Source organism: Haemophilus sp. UMB1048 (genome assembly GCF_030218125.1).
Classification (GTDB): Bacteria; Pseudomonadota; Gammaproteobacteria; order Enterobacterales; family Pasteurellaceae; genus Haemophilus_D.
In genome coordinates this window covers 1-24,394 of sequence record NZ_JASOPB010000006.1, presented here as the reverse complement: position 1 = coordinate 24,394, position 24,394 = coordinate 1, and the positions used below count along the sequence as shown (strand labels likewise).

Here is a 24,394-nt window from a genome sequence, read left to right as displayed (position 1 = left end):
TAAAAATACACAGATTTTAACCGCACGCATTCTATTTAAAAGGCACTTGTTTCATAAATAATTTACGTTTTACTCTCATAAATTCGTTTATGATTCTTTCAAAGACTGAAAATTTCGTTTGATTTTCACAAACCGACTCTCTACCTTTTTGCAAACTACTTTCAAAAGGCTTATCCGGATTCACAACAAAATCTTGAACACAAATCCCTGGTGAAAGCTGAACCACTTTGTAATCCTTTAAATTCAAAAAATGCTCAAAGATAAGAGAATCAATGGCCACCTCAAGGGGTTTATTTTTCACCTGTTCGAGAAGATATTTAGCGCCTTTCGCTGTCACGGTATAACCCGCCGTTCCTGATTGCTTAAATGTTATGGGATAAATCTTTCTATCATACTTTGCTGGTCTAGGCGCGCGAAATACCATTCTTCCATTAGCTTCAAGCTTCAATACATCAATATCATCAGGCAAATAATCGACTTCTAACAGCTCTTTTGCATTCTCGCCTAAGTAAATATCATCTTCAAAAATATTGATATAATCCAAGTTCTTTTCTACTGCTAAATTCCATAGTGAGATATGACTTAACGCACAACCGATTTCCCCATCCCATAATTTAGCTTCTGAAGAGCGATCTAAAATAATATTAAATTTCTTTGCAACATCCTCAATATAATCTGGTGTCACTGCATCAAAAAATGAAAAAAGGATATTTTGCCGACCAAATTCTTGTTCAATATGTTTGCGACGTTTTGTTTCTCTGGTTAAGCTAATCACATAATTATGTTGTTTCATACAGGACATAAAATAATTCTAAAATATGAATAAGGATCGAGATATATCACGACAAGGCGGTTAAAAACACACTGATTTCTAACCGCACTTCTTATGATTAAAATTAAGGATTGCGTCTGAATTTGCTGAAGTCTGGTGCGCGTTTTTCGTTGAACGCGTTACGGCCTTCTTGACCTTCTTCCGTCATATAGAACAACATGGTTGCGTTACCCGCTAGTTCTTGTAAACCAGATTGGCCATCACAGTCTGCATTTAATGCGGCTTTTAAGCAACGTAATGCAATTGGGCTGTTACGTAACATTTCACGACACCAACGCACGGTTTCTTTTTCTAAATCAGCATAAGGCACAACAGTATTCACTAAACCCATATCTAATGCTTCTTGCGCATTATATTGACGGCATAAGAACCAAATTTCGCGTGCTTTTTTCTGACCAACTAAACGTGCCATATAGCTTGCGCCCCAGCCACCATCAAATGAACCGACTTTAGGACCCGTTTGACCAAAGATTGCATTGTCTGCCGCAATGGTTAAATCACATAACATATGAAGTACGTGGCCGCCACCAATTGCATAACCTGCCACCATTGCTACCACTGGTTTTGGACAAGTACGAATATCACGTTGGAAATCCAATACATTTAAATGATGCACACCGCTTTCATCTTTGTAACCGCCGTAGTCACCACGAATTTTTTGGTCACCACCGGAACAGAATGCTTTTTCGCCTTCACCGGTTAACACAATCACGCCAATTTTTTCATCGAAACGAGCGTTAGAAAATGCATGGATCATTTCTTTAACTGTTTGCGGACGAAATGCATTGCGAACTTCAGGACGGTTAATAGTGATTTTTGCAATACCGTCAGTCGATTTGTGGAAACGAATATCAGTATAACCTTCGCTATGATCAACCCACTCAACTGGTGCATATAAAACATCATCTTTTGGATTTTGCATTGTTCTTTCCTTTATAAGTGTAAAAAGTGCGGTCATTATAGCGGAAGTTTTTTAGTTCGGGAAAGAAAATCACTTCTCAATTAGAGAATCACTTTACAATCAGATTGTTGTTGCTAAAATTTTGCCATTCTAGATGTTATAAGGAAATTTAAGTGAGAAAATTTATTATTTTGGGCGCAACTGTACTCTTAAGTGCTTGTGGTTTATTTGGCCCATCACAATCACCGATCCCCGCAGAATTTGCACAAGCGGATTACCTCCTTTCAGATGTGAATGCGAAAACATGGGCTACGGCAAGTAAACAAGCTGAACAATGTATCTACCCGAATTTAACCCGTATTCAGCAACAACATTTTGCAAAAGAAGATAGCTATATTCATTCTCAATATGTCTTTTTCTATCCGTTAGAAAAAATCATCGGGGAAGACTATGTGAAAATGATTCAAAAAGATGAAAAATCGATGAACTACGCGACCTATCAATTTAAGAAATTCCGTACAGAAGTCGGTGATGTCGAGCCATTAGAACCTAAAGCGTGTCAAATCTTGCGTACTCAGGCAAAAGAAGATTTGGATGTCGTGAAAGGTCAATATGTAAATGGTATGGTGGATGAAACGAAGAATGACGATGGTACATTGAAGAAAACGGGTGATGGCATTGCCACCAATCAGAACAAATTCTTCTTTGATATTATCAAATGGGGTTCAGCTCTTCTTCTCTAATTTTTTCATTATTTTCTATAAAAACAACGGCGTAAATATTTTTTACGCCGTTTTTGTATTCAGCGGAAACGATTACGATCAAAAAAAGCTTAGATTTTAAGTAAAAAAGCAAAATAGCCATTTAAATTAAAGTCATTTTCAGCTAGTCTAACTGGAAATATTTTTTACAAGGAGAAAACATCATGACAAAGCTTTTTGATATCGCACAAAACTGGTTAAACCAAGATCCTGATGCTGAAACTCACGCAGAATTAACCGCACTTTTAACGGCGGCGAAAAATGGTGATGAAAAAGCACACGCTGAATTACAAGCTCGCTTTAGTGACCGTTTACAATTTGGTACTGCAGGGCTTCGCGGACCATTACAAGCAGGTTCTATGGGTATGAACCGTGTTTTAGTGGCACAAGCTGCGGGCGGTTTAGCGGATTATTTAAAAGATTACGACAAACAACCATCTATCGTGATTGGTTACGATGGTCGTAAAAACTCTGATGTTTTCGCACGTGATACTGCTGAAATCATGGCGGGTGCAGGCGTGAAAGCTTATTTACTTCCACGTAAATTACCCACTCCAGTATTAGCTTACGCAATCCAATATTTTGATACCACAGCAGGTGTGATGGTGACGGCAAGTCACAACCCACCAGAAGATAATGGTTATAAAGTTTATTTAGGTAAAGCGAATGGCGGTGGCCAAATTGTTTCTCCTGCTGACAAAGATATCGCAGCCTTGATCGATAAAGTAGCTGCGGGCAATGTAAAAGATTTACCTCGTAGCCAAGATTATGTGGTGTTAGATGATGAAGTGGTTAATGCTTATATCGAAAAAACTGCCTCTCTTGCTAAAGAACCTAAAGCAGACATTAACTACGTTTATACCGCAATGCACGGTGTAGGCTATGAAGTATTAAGCAAAACCTTAACCAAAGCAGGTCTTCCACAACCTCACATTGTGGCAGAACAAGTATGGCCAGATGGCACATTCCCAACAGTAAACTTCCCTAACCCAGAAGAAAAAGGTGCATTAGATTTAGCGATTAAAGTAGCAAAAGAACACAATGCAGAATTCATTATTGCCAATGACCCTGATGCAGACCGTTTAGCAGTGGCTGTTCCAGATGCACAAGGTAACTGGAAACCTTTACACGGTAACGTAGTGGGTTGTTTCTTAGGGTGGTATTTAGCAAAACAATACCATGCAAAAGGTGAGAAAGGCGTATTAGCGTGTTCTTTAGTGTCCTCTCCAGCGCTTGCTGAAATTGCGAAAAAATACGGCTTCCAATCAGAAGAAACCTTAACCGGTTTCAAATACATCGGTAAAGTTCAAGGCTTATTATTCGGTTTCGAAGAAGCGCTTGGTTACTTAGTTGACCCTGATAAAGTACGCGATAAAGATGGTATTTCAGCGGCGATCGTGTTCTTAGATTTAGTGCGTCACTTAAAAGCACAAGGTAAAACCTTAGCGGATTACGCCAATGACTTCACGCAAGAATTCGGTGCTTATGTAAGTGGTCAAATTTCTATCCGTGTAAGCGATTTATCTGAAATTGGTAAATTAATGGCTGCACTTCGCAACACGCCTCCAGCAGAAGTAGGTGGTGTTAAAGTGGCACAATTCATCGACCACACTAAAACTGATCGTCAAAGCGACATCCTCGTATTCATATTAGAAAACGGTAGTCGTTTAATCGTTCGTCCATCTGGTACTGAACCGAAAATCAAGTTCTATCTTGATGCTCGCGGTAAAGATCCAAAAGACGCGGATCAAGTTTTAGCACAATTTGATGAAGGCGTTCGTCAAATCCTTCGTCAAGATGCTTACGGCAAACAAGATTGCTAATTGAGCAAACTATTAGATAAAAAACGCTAGGTTTGATGCCTAGCGTTTTATTTTTGCTTATTTCAATGCAAGTTGTAACTTGCCCTGATGTTTTTCTAATAAAGCCTCTGCTTGCGCACGATCTAATCCACTCAGAATCATCATAATCGCTAATTTCGCATTTTGATCGGCAAGCTTTAATGTCTCTTCTGCGAGTGCTTTATCACAATCCGTGGCTTGCATGACGATACGAATGGCACGAGCTTTCAGCTTTTCATTACTTGCCTGAACATCCACCATTAAGTTTTGATAGCATTTACCCATTAAGATCATAGAAGCCGTAGTCAGCATATTCAGTACTAATTTTTGTGCTGTGCCTGATTTTAAACGGCTCGAACCAGTCAGCACTTCTGGCCCTACTACTGTATCAATGGCAATATCCACAATATTCGCCATCGCTGAATTCGGATTACTTGCAATCGAAACCGTCGCTGAACCTAAACTTTTCGCATATTCCAATGCACCGATCACATAAGGTGTTCGGCCACTTGCAGCAATACCCACCAATACATCTTTTGAGGAAAAGTGAATTGTTTGTAAGTCAACCACAGCTTGTGCTTTACTGTCTTCCGCCCCTTCAATTGGATGACGCAATGCACGCTCACCGCCTGCAATAATACCTTTCACCATTTCAGATGACACGCCAAATGTTGGTGGGCATTCAGAGGCATCTAATACCCCCAATCGACCACTGGTCCCTGCGCCAATATAGACTAATCGACCACCTTGTTGAAATGCAGCAACGATACGTTCGACTGCTTGGGCAATTTGAGGTAAACATTTTTCAATTGCCAAAGGTACTTGTTTATCTTCCAGATTCATTAATTGCACAATTTCCAATGCAGACAAGCTATCCACATGCATGGAATTGGGATTCCGTTGTTCAGTAATTAAAGTTGAAAGGGTTTGTAATAAATTCTCTGCCATGGTTTATTCCTTTGGAAAAATCGCCCCTAAACTGACCGCACTTGTGGCCCCCGTCACACTCGGCAAATTAGCCGGCAAATTATGCATACGACGATAAGCCAACCAAGCAAAAGCTGCCGCTTCCACATAATCGATATCAAGTTCTAATTCAGTCGTCAGTTGAATACGCCAATTTGGTAATGCCTGTTTTAAACCATTCATGATCGCCTGATTTTTAGCACCTCCGCCACAAACAAGTAATCTGCATGGTAATGTCGTCTGAATATTATTAAGGGCTAAAACAATGCTTTGCACGGTAAATTCAGCCAAGGTGGCTTGCACATCTTGTGGTAAAAGTGCGGTCGTTTTGCCTGCTATTTTTTGAATTTTATTCTCTAGCCAAGCCAAATTAAATAATTCACGCCCTGTGCTTTTCGGTGGTGGCAGTTGAAAGAAATCTTCATCTAATAATGCCGCTAACAAATCTGAATTCACTTGACCTGAAACCGCCCATTCACCATTTTTGTCGTAAGCTTTGCCTTGATGCTTTTCGATCCATTGATCGAGCAAGGTATTACCCGTTCCCGTATCAAAGCCAATGACTAGCTGTTCGGGTATCAATAAGGATACATTGCTAATACCGCCAATATTAAGCACCACCGTTGCCCAGTGAGGATCAAAAAAGACCGCTTGATGAAAAGCGGGTACCAAAGGTGCGCCTTGTCCACCAAACGACATATCTTTACGTCGCAAATCACCTACGACCGTAATGCCTGTTTTAGCGGCTAATAAATTCATATCACCGATTTGCATGGTAAACGGAAATTGACCTTTTGGGGAATGCCACACTGTTTGACCATGGCAGCCAATGGCTTCGATCTGTTCTGGCTTTAACTGGTGTTTACGTAAAAAATCATTTACGCAATCGGCATAAAGTAAACCAAATTGATGATCGAGTTCACCCAATGCTTGTAATGATGTTTCACCAGATTGAATAAGTGCGGCCACTTTTTCGCGTAAATTTGCCGGCATCGGCGTAAAATCTGCTGCAATTAATTTGGTTTGATTCGATTGGATGTCAGTAAGGGCAATATCCACCCCGTCAAGGCTGGTGCCAGACATGATGCCAAGATAATAAATCATAGTGTTCAATTCGTGAGTTTTTCAGAATTATAGCGGATTTTAAAAAAATAAAAAAAGAGAGAACATTGCGGCTCTCTCTTTTCATCGTAATGATGCTTATAAAGCATCAATGACTAAATCGTTTTTTAGCTATTGATGGAATAAGGTAACGGTTCAATTTTCAGAACGGTTCCATCTTCAGGTAAACGGAAATGTGTCCCTTCTTCTAAATCGTTATTCATCACCACTTGTAACCATAAAACGCCGTCAAAATTGACCGCACTTACGATCGTCCCCGTTTTACGCCAAGCTGTTTCTAACTGCATTTCTATTTCGCTACCGATTTTCGGTGTAACCGTGGTTTCCCCCGAAAGCACATACATCGCACGTTTATTGGCGCCACGATATTTGGCTCGCGCAACAGTTTCTTGCCCGATATAACAGCCTTTAGTAAAAGAAATCGCTTGTTCAATCGCTTGTAGATTTAATGCCTGCGGGATAAATTCATTTTGTGTTTCCGCACTCAAGCTTGGTAAGCCCGCTTGAATATCCGCACAAAGCCATTGTTTTTCATCACCATTAAAAGTGGCATCTAACGGTGTAGGATTGATCAAAATTGCACGGTTTTCATCAATATCTAATTGAATCTGCGCGTGAATTCGACCGCACTTTTCACCAATCAAGCCGACAATTTGCCAATCCAATACTTGGAAAGTGACTTTTGAAAACACCGCGTATTTTTTTAAATGATCGAGTGGAGCCAATAAAGCTTTCGGCATTAAAATCAAAAACTGCTCAGCTGAAAGCTTAATTAAGCGGAATAAGGAATTCATTTTGCCTTTAGGATCACAATGCGCTGTAAGCGTTGAAGCGCCTGCTGCTAAATGCACCACATCACAAGTTAATTGGCCTTGCAGATATTTCTCCGCATCCACGCCCGCCACTTCTACCAAATCATAGTGGTTTAATGAAATAAATGTTGCCATGATTTTTCCTATTCAAGGTTTTGAATTTGCTCACGCATTTGTTCGATTAATACTTTTAATTCCACGGCAGAAGCGGTAATATCGGCATTAATGGACTTTGATGCTAAAGTGTTAGATTCACGATTGAGCTCTTGCATCATAAAATCCAGTTTACGTCCCACTGCCCCACCTTTTTTCAAGATGTTGTTGGTTTCTTTCACGTGCATTTGCAGACGGTCTAATTCTTCCGCCACGTCCACACGTTGCGCCAGTAAAATCATTTCTTGTTCGACTCGTTGTGGATCAAGTTGAATCTTTGCTTCTTCAAAACGTTGCAATAAACGCTCACGCTGCCATTGTAAAACCGCCGGCATTTGTGATCGCACTTTTTCAGCTTCTACCGTAATGCCATCAAGACGTTGTTGAATAATAGCTTGCAATTTTTCACCTTCACGTCCACGCATTGCAATAAATTCCACCAACAATTCATCAAAAGCTGTCAACAAATCTTGACTGATGGCATCTAAATCTTGTTCAGCCGCTTCCACCACGCCGGGATAACGCAATACATCCGTTAAATTGATTTCGCCCTCGCCAGCTTGCGACTTAATCCATTGTAAAGATTGGATAACTTGATTCGCTAATTCTTTATTTAAATTGAGCTCAGCCGCCGCTTGTTTTTTGCTATCAATACGTAACGAACATTCAATTTTACCGCGGGTGAGATTTTGACGAAGTTTCTCACGCAAAGCATTTTCCAAGCCACGAAATTGCTCTGGCAAGCGGAAAAAGTTCTCCAAATAACGTTGGTTAACCGAACGAATTTCCCAAACTGCATCGCCCCAATCCTTCTTGATTTCAAGGCGTGCAAAAGCTGTCATACTATAAATCATAAGCGCTCTCCTACTATTGTCTCTTGTCTTAATTGATTTGCCGGCTATTTTATCGGGAAAGTGCGGTCATTTCTACCGTACATTTTGTAGAAGAATTTTGTTTCTCCTACTTTACACACTGTAAAGATTAAAATACAATCATCGTAAATTTATTATTACAATCTAAGGAAGATAAAATGAACAAGACCGTGGGAAGTACCTTACTTGTTGCAGGAACCATGATTGGGGCGGGGATGTTGGCAATGCCACTCACCTCTGCAGGGATTGGCTTAACTGCGACTGTTTTCTTATTACTTGGCTTGTGGGCAGTGCTTACTTTCACCGCACTTTTATTCGTGGAACTGTATCAAACCGCTGACAGTGATGCAGGGATCGGCACACTTGCTGCACAATATTTTGGTAAAGCAGGGCGAATTATTTCCACTGCTGTTTTAATTGTCTTCTTATATGCCTTAATTGCCGCTTACGTAAGTGGTGGTGGTTCCTTATTAATGGATTTACTCCCAGCCATGGGCGATAAAGACACCATGAACAAAATCGCGGTGCTTGTATTCACCATTTTCTTCGGTAGTTTTATTGTGATTGGTACGCACAGTGTGGATAAAATCAATCGCGTGTTATTCTTTGTGATGATTGCTGCTTTTATCTTAGTGCTCGCATTAATGCTACCGAACATCAAATTTGATAACTTAATGGCGATGCCAATTGATAACGCTTTAATTATTTCTGCAAGCCCTGTATTTTTCACGGCATTTGGTTTCCACGGTTCCATTCCAAGTTTAAATAAATACTTAGACGGTAATGTGAAATCCTTACGCATTGCGATTTTAGTGGGTTCTGGCATCACATTATTTGCTTACTTTTTATGGCAGCTTTCTACGCACGGCTTACTCAGCCAAAATGAGTTTTTACAAATTTTACGTGAAGACGCCACGTTAAATGGCTTGGTGAAAGCAACCTTAGAAATCACCCAAAGCCCAATTATTGCGAATGCGGTAAAAATCTTCTCCACTTTAGCATTGGTCACTTCATTCTTAGGGGTGGCATTAGGTTTATTAGAATGTATCGAAGACTTACTCAAACAATCTTTTGATATTCATGCAGGGCGTATTTCATTAGGTTTAATGACCTTTATTCCCCCAGTGCTTTTCTCCCTTTTCTATCCGGAAGGTTTTATTCTCGCTCTGGGTTATGCTGGTCAAATGTTCGCGTTCTACGCAGTGGTTTTACCGGTAGCATTAGTTTGGAAAGCACGTGCGATTCATCCTAACTTGCCATACAGAGTATGGGGCGGTAAAGCATTGTTAGTGCTCGTCTTAGTGCTTGGGGTGATTATTACTTCAATTCCTTTTGCCATCCGAGCGGGTTATTTACCTTTTGTTGTCGGTTAAAATGAGCGAAAAAAAGACCGCACTTTTAAGGTGCGGTCTCTTTTATTTGTTTTCATATACATGTGCCACTAACTGACCATTCAAGTATTCGCCAATATACACTTGCTCAATCGTCATGTTCTGTTTTTCTAACTCAGCTTTAACCCATTCTTCATCACGATCAATAATTTCTAAAACATCATCATCTAATTGTCCATCAATAATTAATGGATAACGTAAATCATCATCACCGTATCGAATAATCGAAAGTTGTCCATTTTGTTCAAATACCGCACGTTTAACCGTTTTGATTTCATAAATACCGGCAGCACGTAACTTAAACATGAGGTCATTAGCAGTAATACTGTTTTTCATACATTCAGCAGTTTTTACCTTGCCGTTTGAAATCACCTGAATTGGTTTACCATCAATCAAAGATTTAACTAATTTGTTATGATTTTTGATAAAACGGAGGGTAAAAACCAATAATGTCCAAAGCACGAGCACGAGAGAGAACTGGAATACCCCAATACTATCGCTATAAATCACACCACCAATAATGCCACCTAGCACATAGTTTTGTACCTGATCCATCGCGGAAGTCGGTGCAAGGTTACCTTTTCCCATTAAGTTAATTTGGAGTACCAGTCCAATAATACCCATGGCCAATTTCAAGCCTAATAATGTGTAGCCATCCATTATTTATCCTCCTTATCAATCACAGTAACATTAGGGTTTACTAAGTTAATTGGGGATAAGGTATACGCTGAAAAATCATTATTAAAATGGACTTCGAAATACTGATCCCGAATATTTAAAATCATGCCTTTCATTAATGTACGGCTATTGGTACGAATATCTTCTTTCTGTAAATTTTGACTATCTTTCACCGAATTTAAAAATGTCACCAGGCTAGAGATATCAGCTGCATAGACTTCATTTCGCTCATATTGCTTATATTGCACACCGAGCAAGAAAATAATTAATAAAAGAAAGATAATACTGAGATCGCGATATTTGGTTTGTAACCGATGACGTAAATATAAGCTTGTCACCACAAGCAATGCACCTAACGAGACAAAAATGGTGATATATTTAAAATAACCTTCAAAAGACATCGCATTTTCTAAAAAAGCAAAAGAGAAAAAAGTCATTTGTCATTCCTAATTTTAAAGAGAAAAACAGGTTACTACTGTAGCACAACGAAAACTGACTAGCTATTTTTATCACAGAAATTAAATTCGTTTTTCCGAAAAATCCCTTTTATAATGACCGCACTTTTGAAACAAAAAGAGAAAAATATGAATGCAATTCAGCCCGAAGATCAGGGATATTGGCTATTCACCAAAGGATCGACGCTTTATTGGCAGGAAAATGATCTGCCTTTCGGAACAGCAAAGGAACTCGGCCTCACAATGCAAAAAGCAATGTTGCTCGGGAAATGGAAATCACAACCTTTATGGCTTGTGGCAGAAAATGATCAAGATGAACGAGAATACCTTTCCTTACGGAGTTTGTTGTCATTACCGACTGAAGATTTTCATTTATTAAGCCGAGGCGTGGAAATCAATCATTTTTTGAAAACCCACCAATTCTGCGGAAAGTGCGGTCAAAAAGCGGAACAAACTCACGATGAGCTAGCGGTTCAATGCACAAGTTGTGGCTATCGTACTTACCCAGTTATTTGCCCTTCGATTATTGTCGCCGTTCGCCGTGGCACAGAGATTTTATTAGCCAACCATAAACGCCATTACACGCCAGGCAAAGTAGGTATTTACACCACGCTAGCCGGTTTTGTAGAAGTGGGTGAAACCTTCGAAGATGCCGTTCATCGTGAAGTGTTTGAAGAAACTGGCATTCGCATTAAAAATATTCGCTATTTCGGGAGCCAACCTTGGGCATTCCCGAATTCACAAATGGTGGGCTTTTTAGCTGATTACGACAGCGGAGAAATTCAACTGCAAGAAACAGAACTGCATGATGCACAATGGTTTTCTAGCACAGCCCCCTTGCCAGAACTACCGCCAACAGGTACTATCGCACTCAAATTAATTAATGCTACGCTTGAGCTTTGCAAAGCGGAACAAAATAAATAAATAAATAAAGGAAAGTCCATGTCTGAATTAAAAAATGATCGTTATTTAAAAGCCTTATTACGTGAACCAGTGGATATGACACCCGTATGGATGATGCGCCAAGCGGGACGCTATTTGCCTGAATATAAAGCAACACGTGCAGAAGCAGGCGATTTTATGTCGCTTTGCCGCAATGCGGATTTAGCTTGTGAAGTTACCTTACAGCCACTTCGTCGCTATGCTTTAGACGCAGCTATTTTGTTCTCAGATATTTTAACTATTCCTGATGCAATGGGCTTAGGCTTAAGTTTTGGTGCAGGTGAAGGCCCGAAATTTGCCCATCCAATTGAAAATAAAAGTGCGGTCGAAAATTTACCGATTCCTGACCCTGAAGGCGAACTTCAATATGTGATGAATGCTGTGCGTACAATTCGTCGCGAACTAAAAGGCGAAGTGCCACTGATTGGTTTCTCTGGTAGCCCGTGGACACTGGCTACTTATATGGTTGAAGGTGGTAGCAGCAAAACCTTCAATAAAATCAAAAAAATGATGTATGCCGAACCGCAAACCCTACACCTTTTATTAGATAAAGTGGCGGATTCCGTCATTTTATACCTAAACGCACAAATCAAAGCAGGTGCACAAGCGGTCATGGTGTTTGATACCTGGGGCGGTGTGTTAGGTCATCGTGAATATTTAGACTTCTCTCTGCAATATATGCACAAAATCGTCGATGGTTTAATTCGTGAACACGATGGTCGTAAAGTACCGGTAACCTTATTTACTAAAGGTGGCGGCTTATGGTTAGAAGCGATGGCAAATACAGGCTGTGATGCACTCGGATTAGACTGGACAGTTAATTTGGCTGATGCGAAAGCGCGTGTGGGCCATAAAGTGGCACTACAAGGCAATATGGATCCAAGCGTGTTATATGCACCAGCAGAGCGTATTGAGCAAGAAGTGCGGTCAATTTTAGCTGATTTTGGTCAAGGCAGCGGACATGTATTTAACTTAGGCCATGGAATCCACCAAGATGTGCCTGAAAGTGCACCAAAAATCTTCGTAGATGCCATTCATGAATTCTCAAAAGCCTATCATAAATAAGCGAGAAAAAAATGCGAAATCCAATTCACAAGCGCCTGGAAAATGTTGAAAGCTGGCAACATCTGACCTTTATGGCCTGCTTATGCGAACGCATGGCACCAAATTTTGCGCTGTTTTGTCAAATGACAGAACAGGAGCAAGCAGAAAAGACCTATCACAACATTTTAAATTTAGTGTGGGAATTTCTAACCGTTAAAGGGGCGAAAATCAATTTCGAAAACCAATTAGAGAAGCTCGAGGAGATCATTCCTGATGTGAATAATTATGACTTCTTTGGTGTGGTACCTGCTCTCGATGCTTGTGAAGCATTAGGTGAATTATTGCATGCTATTATTGCAGGCGAAACATTAGAAAAAGCGATTCAAATCAGCCAAATTTCGTTAGGTACGGTTTGTTCTTTGTTAGAGACACAAGAAAATCGTGATCTTTCTGAGAGCGAACTAAAAAGCCGTGAAGAAATTGAAGAGGAACTTGACCTTCAATGGCAAATCTATCGCTTACTCAAAGACTGTGAAAAACGCGATGTTGACTTGATTTTATCCCTCCGGAACGAGATCAAACAGGAGGGAATCTCCAATATTGGTATAAAAATTGAGCAATAACGTGAGATTTGTCACAATTTTTACAAATCTAGCTTTTATTTCCCGCTCAGTTAGATTAGACTTGCCAAGCCGTAGCAGTTAAAAGCTACGCTTATTTAAATAGAGTCAAATTTTAATTTAACAGAAGGTACAAATTTATGAACAAAACAGATTTAATCGATGCAATTGCAAGTGCAGCTGAATTAAACAAAAAACAAGCTAAAGCTGCATTAGAAGCTACTCTAGCGGCGATTACTGGTAGCCTTAAAAAAGGTGAACCTGTTCAATTAATCGGTTTCGGTACATTCAAAGTAAACAAACGTGCAGCTCGTACTGGCCGTAACCCACAAACTGGTGCAGAAATCAAAATCGCAGCATCTAAAGTTCCAGCTTTCGTATCTGGTAAAGCATTAAAAGACGCAATCAAATAATTGGTCTTAAAACGAATTTTAATTGAACCCTGCTTTGTCAGGGTTTTTTGTTGCCTAAATTTTAGCTTTACAATCATCATTTTGTCGATATAATTCCGAACCGAAACTTATTACGGGACATAAATAATGAAACGAAACATTCAACACCGAAATACCCAACAGCGCAGACATGCCATCATGCAACTGCTGCAAGAACAAGGTGAAGTTAGTGTAGAACAGCTAGTACAATTATTTGACACTTCTGAAGTGACGATTCGAAAAGATCTCACTGCATTAGAAAGTAATGGTTTCCTTCTTCGTAAATACGGTGGTGCCATTTTAATGCCACAAGAAATCATCGAAGAAGAACAAGATGATGAACTTTCGCAACGAAAGTTAGTCTTAGCAAAAGCAGCCGCAGAACGTATTCGTGATCACAATCGCATTATTGTAGATAGTGGCAGCACGACCGCAGCATTGATTAAGCAGCTTAATCGTAAACAAGGCTTAGTTGTGATGACAAATTCGCTTTCTGTGGCCACAGCATTACGTTCACTCGAAAATGAACCGACGCTTTTGATGACGGGAGGCACTTGGGATACACGTTCTGAATCCTTCCAAGGCAATATTGCCGAGCAAGTGCTACGTTCTTATGATTTTGACCAATTATTTATTGGTGCCGATGGAATTGATTTAGAACGTGGTACAACGACATTTAATGAGTTAGTTCGCTTAAGCCAAGTGATGGCTGAAGTATCTCGTGAAGTGATTGTGATGGTGGAATCACAAAAAATTGGCAGAAAAATGCCAAATGTGGAATTAACCTGGCAGCAAATTGATGTGCTGATTACCGATAACAAACTATCTCAGGCCGACAAAGAAGCCATAATGGCGCAAGGCGTAGAAGTAATTTGTGTAGATGTGGCATAAAGTGCGGTCAGAAAAATAAGATTTTTAATTTTAGTAAATAAGGAAAAACTATGTGTGGTATTGTTGGTGCGGTAGCACAACGTGATGTAGCAGAAATTTTAATTAATGGTTTACACCGCTTAGAGTATCGTGGTTATGACTCTGCGGGTGTGGCTGTCGTAGATCCAAACCATGAATTACACCGCGTGCGCTGCTTGGGTAAAGTAAAAGCCCTTGATGAAGCGGTTGCAGTAAAACCATTAATCGGTGGTACAGGGATTGCGCACACGCGTTGGGCAACTCATGGTGAACCTTCTGAAGCCAATGCTCACCCACATACTTCGGGTAACTTTGCTGTCGTCCATAATGGCATCATCGAAAATCACGAAGAATTACGTGAATTGCTTAAATCTCGTGGTTATGTGTTTAATTCTCAAACCGATACCGAAGTGATCGCTCACCTTGTTGAATGGGAAATGCGTACAGCCGCTACTCTGCTTGAAGCCGTACAAAAAACCGTAAAACAACTTACTGGTGCATACGGTATGGTGGTATTAGATCGCGAACATCCAGAACATTTAGTTGCAGCGCGTTCAGGCAGCCCATTAGTAATTGGTTTAGGGATTGGTGAAAATTTCCTGGCATCTGACCAACTCGCGTTATTAAGCGTGACTCGTCGTTTCATCTATTTAGAAGAAGGCGACATTGCCGAAATTACACGTCGCACTGTAGATATTTACGATGCAAATGGTCAAAAAGTAGAACGTGAAGTGCACGAATCTAACCTTGAAAATGATGCGGCAGAAAAAGGCAAATTCCGCCATTTCATGCAAAAAGAAATCTATGAGCAACCAAATGCATTAATCAACACAATGGAAGGTCGTATCCTTCACAATAACGTGATTGTGGATGCTATTGGTAATGGCGCGTCAGAAATCTTAGAAAAAGTTGAACACATTCAAATTGTGGCTTGTGGTACCTCTTATAATGCAGGGATGACTGCTCGTTACTGGTTTGAAGCACTTGCTGGCGTGAGCTGTGATGTCGAAATTGCGTCTGAATTCCGCTATCGCAAATTTGTCACTCGCCCAAATAGCTTGTTAGTGACTATCTCTCAATCAGGTGAAACAGCGGATACTCTTGCAGCACTTCGTCTTGCAAAAGAAAAAGGTTACATGGCAGCCTTAACGATCTGTAACGTATCAAGTTCATCTTTAGTACGTGAATCGGATCTTGCATTCATGACACGTGCTGGCGTTGAAGTCGGTGTGGCATCAACTAAAGCTTTTACCACTCAGTTGGCTGCATTATTAATGTTAGTGACTGCAATCGGTAAAGTAAAAGGAAATATCTCAAACGAACAAGAAGTGGAAATTGTCAAAGCGTTACAATCACTTCCTGCTGAAGTTGAAAAAGCGCTTGCGTTTGATAAAGACATTGAAGCGTTAGCAGAAGACTTCGCAGAGAAAAACCATGCACTTTTCTTAGGTCGTGGTGAGTTCTACCCTATCGCAATGGAAGCTTCATTGAAATTAAAAGAAATTTCTTATATTCATGCTGAAGCTTATGCGGCGGGTGAATTAAAACACGGTCCATTAGCGTTAATCGATGCGGATATGCCGGTTATCGTAGTTGCACCAAACAATGAATTACTTGAAAAAGTGAAATCAAACATTGAAGAGGTACGTGCGCGCGGTGGTCAGCTTTATGTGTTCGCGGATAAAGAAGCGGGCTTCACACCAAGTGAAGGCATGAAAATCATCACTATGCCAAAAGTGAATGAAATTATTGCGCCAATTTTCTACACCGTTCCAATGCAATTATTGTCATACCATGTGGCATTAATTAAAGGAACCGACGTAGACCAACCTCGTAACTTAGCGAAATCGGTAACCGTAGAATAAAGTGCGGTTGGAAATCAGCACGTTTTAATACAAAAAAGCACAGGTTTAATCCTGTGCTTTTTGTTTAAATAAACCGATAACCGTTTTCTGTCACTTCCAAAATGGAGGCATAATCCTTTCGCCAATCGCCTAACACTATTCGTGTGTACGCATTTTCCTGATGAATGGCTTCTCGATGTGTATGACCGTGAATTAACCGATTAACGCCAAATTCTTTCACGATTTGTGCCGTAAACGCTAAATTCACATCCATGATATCCAGCGACTTATATTGCTTATCCTGTTTACTCTTCGCGCGAATTTTCTCTGCAATTTTTAACCGCACTTTTAATGGCAAACATAAAAACAATCTTTGTCGCCATTTTTGATGCACTTTTCGGCGAAATTGTTGATATTTCACATCATCAATACATAAGGTGTCACCATGGCAAATTAAGGTTTTCACACCATAGAGATCAACACAATGATAGTCAGGCAATAACGTTAAACCACAATCTTGTGCAAATTTTTTCCCGACGAGAAAATCACGATTGCCATGAATGAAATAACAAGCAATGCCCTTTTCTGTCAGGTTTTTAATCAACTGTTTGACTTGTGAGATTAAAGGTGAAGTTTCATCATCACCAATCCAAAAATCAAAAAGATCTCCCAAAATATAAACCGCTTGGGCTTCTTGTGCTTTGTTTTGCATAAAATCGTTAAAAAGTGCGGTTAATTCCGGATGGGTTTCGCTCAAATGAAGATCTGCAATAAAATAAATGGGTTTCATAACTATTCCGTCATTTTTTTCATTAGATTAGCACACATTTTTGTGTAATTTGCTATACTTTCCAAAAATTTTAATTAGGTATTTTCTATGTTAAAAATCGCCAGAATTCTCATCGTTGCACTTTGTTGTATTTTAATTTGTGTGCTCGGTACGATCTATTCCTTTATTCGTTTTAAAAATCCAAGTAATGTGGGCGTTATGGCTCGCTGGTTTGGTCGTTTATACCCTTTATTTGGCTTAGAAGTAGAACACCGCTTTCCACAAGATAAAGAGAATATGCCACGTTGTATTTATATCGGTAACCACCAAAATAATTTCGATATGGTGACCATCTCTTACATGGTACTCCCTCGCACAGTAAGTGTGGGTAAAAAAAGCCTTATTTGGATTCCTTTCTTTGGCATTTTATATTGGGTAACCGGCAATATTTTCTTGGATCGTGAAAATCGTTCTAAAGCACACAGCACCATGACGGAACTTGCTCGTCGTATCAATAAAGACAACCTGTCAATTTGGATGTTCCCTGAAGGCACTCGTAGCCGTGGTCGCGGCTTATTGCCATTCAAAACAGGGGCATTCCATGCAGCGATTGCGGCAGGTGTGCCAATCGTGCCCGTTGTGTGCTCGACGACGCATAACAAAATTGATTTAAATCGTTGGGATAACGGTAAAGTGATTTGTGAAATGATGGAGCCAATTGATGTGTCATCATACACAAAAGACAATGTTCGCGAACTTGCTACTTACTGTCACGATTTGATGGAAAAACGCATCGCTGAACTCGATGCTGAAATTGCACAAGGAAAATAATATGTTGCGTCTTTCTCGTCGCCAATTATTAAAAACTACCGCAATTTCAACCGCACTTGCTGCCACACCTCAATCGGTATTGGCGGCGTCTCGTGAAAAATTAACCATTCCGCCGTTGATGGAAGCGAAACGTGGTCGCCCCATTATTCTTAATATGGAAGAAACCGGCTACAAATTAGATGGCTCCCATAGTGTCAGTGTATGGGGTTTTAACGGCAATTATCTAGGTCCAACCATTCGCATTAAATCGGGCTCTTTTGCTAAACTCAATTATCACAACAATTTGCCACAAAGTATTGCTCTTTCTATTCAGGGATTACAAGCCAGTGGCGAATTATTTGGTGGCGCGGCAAAAGTCCTCAAAAAAGGAGAATCTTGGGCACCAATTATCCCAATAGACCAACCTGCCGCGACTTGCTGGTATCGTTCTGCCACTCTTGCGAACTCGGCTTATCAAACCTATCGCGGCATTGTGGGGATGTGGTTAATTGAAGATGATCAAAGCTTAAAATCTCAGCTTCCTCATAAATATGGTGTAGATGATATTCCGTTAATCTTACAAGACATGGAATTTAACGGCGACGGATTACAATTATTTAAGCAAAATCAACCGCACTTTGTCGGTAATCGTCTTCTTGTTAATGGACAAGAAGCGCCTTATCTTGACGTCCCTCGCGGCTGGGTGCGTTTGCGTTTGCTCAATGCTTCATTAGCAAGAGCCTATGATCTCCGTTTAGATAATGAACAAGACATGTTGCTCATTGCGAGAGATTTAGGTTTTTTACCTCAAGGTAAAGCGATTAATTCTCTTATTCTTGCACCAGGTGAACGTGCCGAAGTGTTAGTCAACTTAAGCGAAGGAGAAGGTGTATCGCTCATCTCTGGGGCTAAACGTGGTATTTTTGACAAAATCCAAAATGTATTTAGCTCTGGTAACGATTTTGCAGATAACTCCGTTTTAGAACTTCGACCGCAAGGTGAAATCTCAGCATTCAGTAAAAAAATGAATGAGCAATTTAATACTGATGCCACGGCTATGCTCGAAAGTAAAATCGCCCAAGAACGCACCTTTGAATTGGATGTCACGAATGGCTTAATCAACAAACAACGCTTTGACCCGCGTCGTGTTGATGTTTCGGCTAAAGTCGGCACCGTCGAACGTTGGATCATCAACAGCTCGCTACCTGTCGGCTTCACCATCCAAGGCGCTAAATTTGTTATTGAAAGCCAAGATGACGTCAACGTCGATGCGTCGGAACTAGCATGGAAAGACACGGTTTGGGTGAAAAAGAAAGTACAAATTTTGGTAAAATTTGAACAACCTTCGTCAAATACTCATCCCTTCTTATTTGGCTCATCCAATTTAATGCTGGCAGATATGGGATGCCTTGGTATAATGATCGTTCAATAAAATAATGATATAAAAAGGAATCTAACATGAAAAAAATCTCAACATTCGCTTTAATTGCGACCTTATTTTCAACTTGTACATTTGCGGCTCCAGAATCCAAAGATACCTCTAAAGAGCAAAAAAATGAATCAACAATTTATCTTTCAGTGTTTGATAGAACTCAAGAGCCATCACCTGATTTAAATAAAAAAGAAACCTCTCGTTCCAATAAAGCCGAAAAAGTATGTTGGGTAGCAATAGGCAATTTTGGTGAAAAAGCGACAGTAAGTGAAACTTTTAAAGCTCAAGCTAAAATTGAATTCTCAAGTACAATTGAAAATGCAAAAGTGGTTTCATCGCCAAATAAAAAACTCCATACCATCACTTATACCAGACCAACATTAGAAAATGGTAAATACATGATGAACTGTTGGATATTCGACCGTCGAGATCCAATCGGCAAATATGTACTGACGGTAAAAATTGGTAAACACGAATTTGAAAAACAAGTTTTCTACGTCACTGAATAGTCAAAAAAAGCTTAAAAATAACCGCACTTATCAATAAAGTATAAAAAATAAAAAAGAGAACCTGTTAATGCCTCAAAGAACTGATAAAAAAACAATCTGTTTGAATATGATTGTCAAAAATGAATCCGCTATTATCCGAGATACATTAGAGAACATTATTGCTCATGTTCCATTAGATTATTATGTCATTAGTGATACAGGATCAGATGACAACACTGCAGACATTATCAAACAATTCTTTGATAAAAAAGGTATTCCTGGCGAAATTCATCATGATGAATGGGTTAACTTTGCCCATAACCGAAACTGTGCACTACAACATGCACAAGGAAAAACAGATTACGTATTAATCTTCGATGCCGATGATCGTTTTGAAGGAAATTTTGTATTGCCTGAAGAACTGACGAGTGACCGCTATTATTTCCGCATGGCAAATAGTGTAACGGGTGCGAATGTTTATTTCCGTACGCTTATGTTTCGTAATGATGGGTCATTTTATTGGCGTGGCGTACTGCATGAATTTGTCGAACAACGTAAAAAAACCATTGTGGAGCAAAAAATCTTTGGTGATTATTATGTAATTAGTGGTCGATTTGGGGCACGTAGCAACAATCCACAAAAATATTTCCAAGATGCTCAAGTGTTAGAAAAAGCATTCTATTCACCTGAAGATGAAGATCTTAAAGATCGCTATGCGTTTTATACCGCGCAATCTTATCGTGATGCAGATATGCCAGAAAAAGCCATTGAATGGTATAGCAAACGTGCAAATCTAGGCGGCTGGTATGAGGAAGTTTATTATTCCCTTCTCCAAATAGCTCTATTAAAAATTGAATTAAATGCGCCATTAGATGAAGTACAAAATCTTTTACTCGCCGCTTATGAATATCGCCCACAACGCGCTGAAAGTCTTTATCATTTGGCACTCCAATTACGCCTTCACGATAAAATCAAGCTCGCCTATATCTATGCGAATGCGGCAGTGAGTATTCCTCTCACTAAAGATATTCTTTTTGTTAATCACTCTGTTTATGAATGGAAGGCAAAAGACGAACTTGCTGTTAGTGCATACTGGGTCGGTAACTATCAACTTTGCCATGATCTCTGCTTAGAATTATTAGCCAATCCAACTATTCCAGAACGAGATAAACAACGTTTCCAAGAAAACTTGAGATTTGCTAAAGAGCATATGTAGAAATCCTAAGATATAAATTGAAGTAATCTCTATTCAATCAGTAAATTCAATACAACTTATATACTTCACACTTCTTCTACAATCTTCCTCTAAAAATAAAAAACCCAGCCGAAGCTGGGTTTTTATCTATTTTAACGGAAAGTTAAATTACCATTGGTAACCTACACCCACAGAGCCACCTACGTCGCCTTGGGTATTTGCGTTACCTTGAAGTTTGAAGATAACTTTACCGTTGTCGCTTGAACGTGAGTAACCTACTGCTACAGCACTTTCACCTTTGAAAGTACCTGCAGAAGCTGCAACCATTGATTTACCTGGAATATAAACTTGTGGTAAACCTGCTGCTGCGTTAGCACCTGCGATACCGCCGCGTGCTTCTTTGCCTACTTTATTAATGCGGTTATTCAAGTTAGTCACATTACTACGTAATTGTGAAACGTTCACCGCATCAGTGTCTGCTGTACCCGCTTTCACGTTGTGAACTTGGTTGCCACCCATATTAACTGTTGAGTTTGGACCCACTGTCACGTTACCACCTTCTTTAACCGTTAAGCTATTAGTGGTTACGCTGTTGTGATCTACATCTTCAGTTGTTGAAACAAGGATGTCGCCACCATTTTGCTCAATTGCGATGTTTTTACCTGCTGTATAAGTAATTGTTTTACCGCTAGTAATTTTCGCTGTTGAGCTGCCACCTTTCTTAGCAACTTTGTTTCCACCATCTTTAGTTGCAACATTAAAGTTGGTTGAACCATTAGATACTAATTGACCTTGGTTGTTCACAGTAATAGTGTCGTTGTCTACATTAACAGTAACTTTATAGTTAGTTGTACCATTTGCATTAACGCTTGGTGTAACAGTGATTCCTTTGTTTGGATCAGTGCTTACGCTTGCTTGCGTATTGTTTGCGCTGATGGTGTAAACACCTTTGTTATCCTTGTTCACGACTACATTATCGCCTTGTTTAATATCAGTTACATTCGCAACTAATTTATTATTGCCGTCGATATGTAAACCGTCACCTGCATTTACATCATAACTAACTTTGCTTACACCATTTGCTTCAGCAGTAACGTTAGAGCTTGTTGCTTTACCGTTTACAAAGTTAACTTGGTTACCTGCAGTAACATTGTGTTTAACTTCGCCTGCATTATCTGCAACTTTCCAGTAAGCTGAGTTGATTGCGTTAGCTACATCTTTCGCTGTGACTAAGCCACCTTCAGTTGGAACATCGATCTTACCAGTGTTAGTTACTGGAGATAACGTTGTGGTGTTTACATCTACTTTGTAAACTTTACCATTTGCATCATCTGATACTAAGGTTACATTGCTTTGGTGACCAGAAATCACTTTAGTCGTATTAGCTTTTAATTGGCTAATATTCACTGCATCAGTTGGGTTTGTACCATTAGCAACATTATGCACTTGGTTACCGCCCATATCCACATTACCGTTAGGTTTAACAGTTAAGTTATTTGTAGTGGTATTACCTGCTGTTACATTAGATGCTGTCACATTGTTGTGAGTTACATCTTCTGTTGTTGAAACAAGGATGTCGCCATCTTTTTGTTCAATTGCGATGTTTTTACCAGCAGTATAAGTGATAGTTTTACCATTGGTAATCGTAGTTGAACCTGCACCTTTCTTAGCAACTTTATCGCCACCATCTTTGGTTGCAACAGTAAAGTTGAGGTTAGAGACTAATTTACCATTTTCAACAGTAATAGTCTTGTTATCAACATTTACATCAAGGTTCATTTTAGATGTATTACCATCTGAGTCTGGTGTAATTGTTACTGTGCCTTTCTCACTTGCAAAGTTTACAGTGTTGCCGTGTGTTACCGCATCAACTGCTTTACCATTTGCTTGTAAGTTCCAGCCTGAGTTCAATACATCACGAACTGTCGCTGCTTCTTTTTTCTCATCCTCAGAAACATTTAACACTTTGTTATCCACAACTGTTGTTGGGTTTTCAATGTGATGTTTTAAGTTAGCCACTTTACCATTTGTAATTGTGGTGTCACCAGCTTTGATTGTTGGTGCTGAGATTGTGCCAGTCGCAGTTACATTGCCAGCAGTTACGTTAGTAGTTACATTTACATTATCAACTTCTAAGTCTTTCGCTAATCCCACTGTAAGGGTATCGCCATCAACTTTAGTCATAATGTTTTTACCAGCATCAAACTTGCTCCAATCAGTATTGGTAGTTGCACCTTTAACATTCACTTTAGTACCAAGTGCAGCATCATGGCTACCCTCATTACCAACGAAGGTTAAACCATCATCCATGGTTGCAACTTCACGTTTGATCTCTTTACCAGCTGAATCTCTGAGAGGGTTACCATCTTTGTCTTTTGGTACATAAACGATACGTTGTGCACTATCTGTTTTACCATCAGCACCAACTTCCTTGTTAACAAGGGTTTCTTTACCATTATCAGTCGTAATGTTAAGAGATGCACCATCTTTACCGTCTTTACCTTTCGGTCCGGTTAAGCCGATTTGACCCACGCCGTCTTTACCAGAGATAGATACTGCATCTTTGCCGTCTTTACCGCTGATTCCAACTTTGCCGTCTAAACCGTCGTTACCATCTTTACCACCAGGAGCAGTAATGGTTACACCATCTTTACCATCTACACCATCTTTACCATTAACAACAACTTTATCTAAGTTAGTTACATTGCTGTTTAAGGCAAATTCAACTGTTGCACCAGCTACTTTCGCGCCTGTGCTATCTTCAGGATCGTTAGTTTGTTTAACAGTTAAGTTTTTGCCTGCTTCCATGTTAACAGTGTTAGTGTCTTTAATGGTTTTCGGTTCTGTAGCTGAGTCTTCAGTAATATTACCGGTAGAGTTGATATTCCAAGTTGTATCGCCTTTCGCGCCTGGAGTACCTGGTTCACCTTTATCGCCTTTGTCGCCTTTATCGCCTTTGTCGCCTTTATCGCCTTTAGCGCCGGCTTCGCCAGTGTCACCTTTTTCGCCTTTGTCGCCTTTAGCGCCGGCTTCGCCAGTGTCACCTTTATCGCCTTTGTCGCCTTTAGCGCCGGCTTCGCCAGTGTCACCTTTTTCGCCTTTGTCGCCTTTAGCGCCGGCTTCGCC

At 39.9% G+C, this 24,394-nt stretch carries 23 protein-coding genes; 13 read left to right on the top strand and 10 right to left on the bottom strand.

Annotated features, from left to right (window positions below):
- Positions 1-31: 31 nt before the first annotated feature.
- Complete coding sequence (locus QP437_RS06510; protein ID WP_285267347.1) at positions 32-793, bottom strand: glycosyltransferase family 25 protein; 762 nt, start codon at positions 791-793, stop codon at positions 32-34.
- A 103-nt stretch (positions 794-896) separates the two neighbouring features.
- On the bottom strand, positions 897-1,754 hold the full coding sequence (gene menB / locus QP437_RS06505; protein WP_005698319.1) for a 1,4-dihydroxy-2-naphthoyl-CoA synthase: 858 nt from the start codon (positions 1,752-1,754) through the stop codon (positions 897-899).
- Between the two features lie 152 nt (positions 1,755-1,906).
- Between menB and QP437_RS06500 the strand changes: the two genes are divergently transcribed.
- Positions 1,907-2,476, top strand: a complete 570-nt coding sequence (locus QP437_RS06500; RefSeq protein WP_178196422.1) for a DUF5358 domain-containing protein — start codon at positions 1,907-1,909, stop codon at positions 2,474-2,476.
- Positions 2,477-2,658: 182 nt separating this feature from the next.
- A complete protein-coding gene (locus tag QP437_RS06495; RefSeq protein ID WP_285267346.1) occupies positions 2,659-4,317 on the top strand; it encodes a phospho-sugar mutase in 1,659 nt (552 codons plus the stop codon).
- Positions 4,318-4,374: 57 nt separating this feature from the next.
- Here QP437_RS06495 and murQ read toward each other — a convergent pair whose 3' ends face one another.
- From murQ to QP437_RS06475, 4 genes are all read right to left on the bottom strand, one after another.
- Complete coding sequence (gene murQ, locus QP437_RS06490; protein WP_285267345.1) at positions 4,375-5,283, bottom strand: N-acetylmuramic acid 6-phosphate etherase; 909 nt, start codon at positions 5,281-5,283, stop codon at positions 4,375-4,377.
- Positions 5,284-5,286: 3 nt separating this feature from the next.
- On the bottom strand, positions 5,287-6,405 hold the full coding sequence (locus QP437_RS06485) for an anhydro-N-acetylmuramic acid kinase (protein ID WP_285267344.1): 1,119 nt from the start codon (positions 6,403-6,405) through the stop codon (positions 5,287-5,289).
- A 125-nt stretch (positions 6,406-6,530) separates the two neighbouring features.
- Positions 6,531-7,370, bottom strand: coding sequence for a folate-binding protein YgfZ (locus QP437_RS06480; protein WP_285267343.1), 840 nt, complete (start codon positions 7,368-7,370; stop codon positions 6,531-6,533).
- Between the two features lie 8 nt (positions 7,371-7,378).
- Positions 7,379-8,242 (bottom strand): YicC/YloC family endoribonuclease, encoded by an 864-nt coding sequence (locus tag QP437_RS06475; protein ID WP_014064720.1) that lies wholly within the window; start codon positions 8,240-8,242, stop codon positions 7,379-7,381.
- Between the two features lie 176 nt (positions 8,243-8,418).
- Here QP437_RS06475 and QP437_RS06470 point away from each other — a divergent pair, with 176 nt between their 5' ends.
- A complete protein-coding gene (locus QP437_RS06470; RefSeq protein WP_285267342.1) occupies positions 8,419-9,633 on the top strand; it encodes an aromatic amino acid transporter in 1,215 nt (404 codons plus the stop codon).
- 42 nt (positions 9,634-9,675) lie between these two features.
- Here the strand turns inward: QP437_RS06470 and QP437_RS06465 are convergent, their stop codons facing one another.
- Both QP437_RS06465 and QP437_RS06460 read right to left on the bottom strand, forming a co-directional pair.
- A complete protein-coding gene (locus QP437_RS06465) occupies positions 9,676-10,311 on the bottom strand; it encodes a DUF421 domain-containing protein (RefSeq protein ID WP_285267341.1) in 636 nt (211 codons plus the stop codon).
- Positions 10,311-10,766 carry a DUF3290 family protein gene (locus tag QP437_RS06460; RefSeq protein WP_285267340.1) on the bottom strand — a complete coding sequence of 152 codons (456 nt, stop codon included), beginning with the start codon at positions 10,764-10,766 and terminating at the stop codon, positions 10,311-10,313. Before QP437_RS06460 ends, QP437_RS06465 begins: the two co-directional genes overlap by 1 nt.
- A 147-nt stretch (positions 10,767-10,913) precedes the next feature.
- Here QP437_RS06460 and nudC point away from each other — a divergent pair, with 147 nt between their 5' ends.
- The 6 genes from nudC (at position 10,914) to glmS (ending at position 16,595) form a co-directional block, all read left to right on the top strand.
- Complete coding sequence (gene nudC, locus QP437_RS06455; RefSeq protein ID WP_285267429.1) at positions 10,914-11,708, top strand: NAD(+) diphosphatase; 795 nt, start codon at positions 10,914-10,916, stop codon at positions 11,706-11,708.
- Between the two features lie 18 nt (positions 11,709-11,726).
- Entirely contained in the window at positions 11,727-12,791 is a 1,065-nt protein-coding gene (gene hemE, locus QP437_RS06450) for a uroporphyrinogen decarboxylase (protein WP_054419031.1), read from the top strand.
- Between the two features lie 11 nt (positions 12,792-12,802).
- Positions 12,803-13,393, top strand: coding sequence for a YjaG family protein (locus tag QP437_RS06445; protein WP_285267339.1), 591 nt, complete (start codon positions 12,803-12,805; stop codon positions 13,391-13,393).
- 137 nt (positions 13,394-13,530) lie between these two features.
- Positions 13,531-13,803, top strand: a complete 273-nt coding sequence (locus QP437_RS06440) for an HU family DNA-binding protein (RefSeq protein ID WP_005696943.1) — start codon at positions 13,531-13,533, stop codon at positions 13,801-13,803.
- 126 nt (positions 13,804-13,929) lie between these two features.
- The gene (locus tag QP437_RS06435; RefSeq protein WP_049368683.1) at positions 13,930-14,712 is read left to right on the top strand and encodes a DeoR/GlpR family DNA-binding transcription regulator; all 783 of its coding nucleotides are present in this window, start codon (positions 13,930-13,932) and stop codon (positions 14,710-14,712) included.
- A gap of 50 nt (positions 14,713-14,762) precedes the next feature.
- Positions 14,763-16,595: a glutamine--fructose-6-phosphate transaminase (isomerizing) gene (gene glmS / locus QP437_RS06430; RefSeq protein WP_285267338.1), complete on the top strand. Its 1,833-nt coding sequence runs from the start codon at positions 14,763-14,765 to the stop codon at positions 16,593-16,595.
- Positions 16,596-16,659: 64 nt separating this feature from the next.
- Here glmS and lpxH read toward each other — a convergent pair whose 3' ends face one another.
- Complete coding sequence (gene lpxH / locus QP437_RS06425) at positions 16,660-17,364, bottom strand: UDP-2,3-diacylglucosamine diphosphatase (protein ID WP_285267337.1); 705 nt, start codon at positions 17,362-17,364, stop codon at positions 16,660-16,662.
- A gap of 87 nt (positions 17,365-17,451) precedes the next feature.
- On the opposite strand from lpxH, the gene QP437_RS06420 reads away from it, so the two are divergent.
- The 4 genes from QP437_RS06420 (at position 17,452) to QP437_RS06405 (ending at position 21,289) form a co-directional block, all read left to right on the top strand.
- Positions 17,452-18,174: a 1-acylglycerol-3-phosphate O-acyltransferase gene (locus tag QP437_RS06420; RefSeq protein ID WP_285267336.1), complete on the top strand. Its 723-nt coding sequence runs from the start codon at positions 17,452-17,454 to the stop codon at positions 18,172-18,174.
- 1 nt (position 18,175) lies between these two features.
- A complete protein-coding gene (locus tag QP437_RS06415; protein ID WP_285267335.1) occupies positions 18,176-19,585 on the top strand; it encodes a multicopper oxidase domain-containing protein in 1,410 nt (469 codons plus the stop codon).
- Positions 19,586-19,611: 26 nt separating this feature from the next.
- A complete protein-coding gene (locus tag QP437_RS06410) occupies positions 19,612-20,094 on the top strand; it encodes a hypothetical protein (protein ID WP_285267334.1) in 483 nt (160 codons plus the stop codon).
- Positions 20,095-20,161: 67 nt separating this feature from the next.
- Positions 20,162-21,289: a glycosyltransferase gene (locus tag QP437_RS06405; protein ID WP_285267333.1), complete on the top strand. Its 1,128-nt coding sequence runs from the start codon at positions 20,162-20,164 to the stop codon at positions 21,287-21,289.
- 147 nt (positions 21,290-21,436) lie between these two features.
- On the opposite strand, the gene QP437_RS06400 is transcribed toward QP437_RS06405, so the two are convergent.
- The coding region (locus QP437_RS06400) for a YadA-like family protein (RefSeq protein ID WP_285267332.1) at positions 21,437-24,394 on the bottom strand (2,958 nt) is incomplete at its 5' end.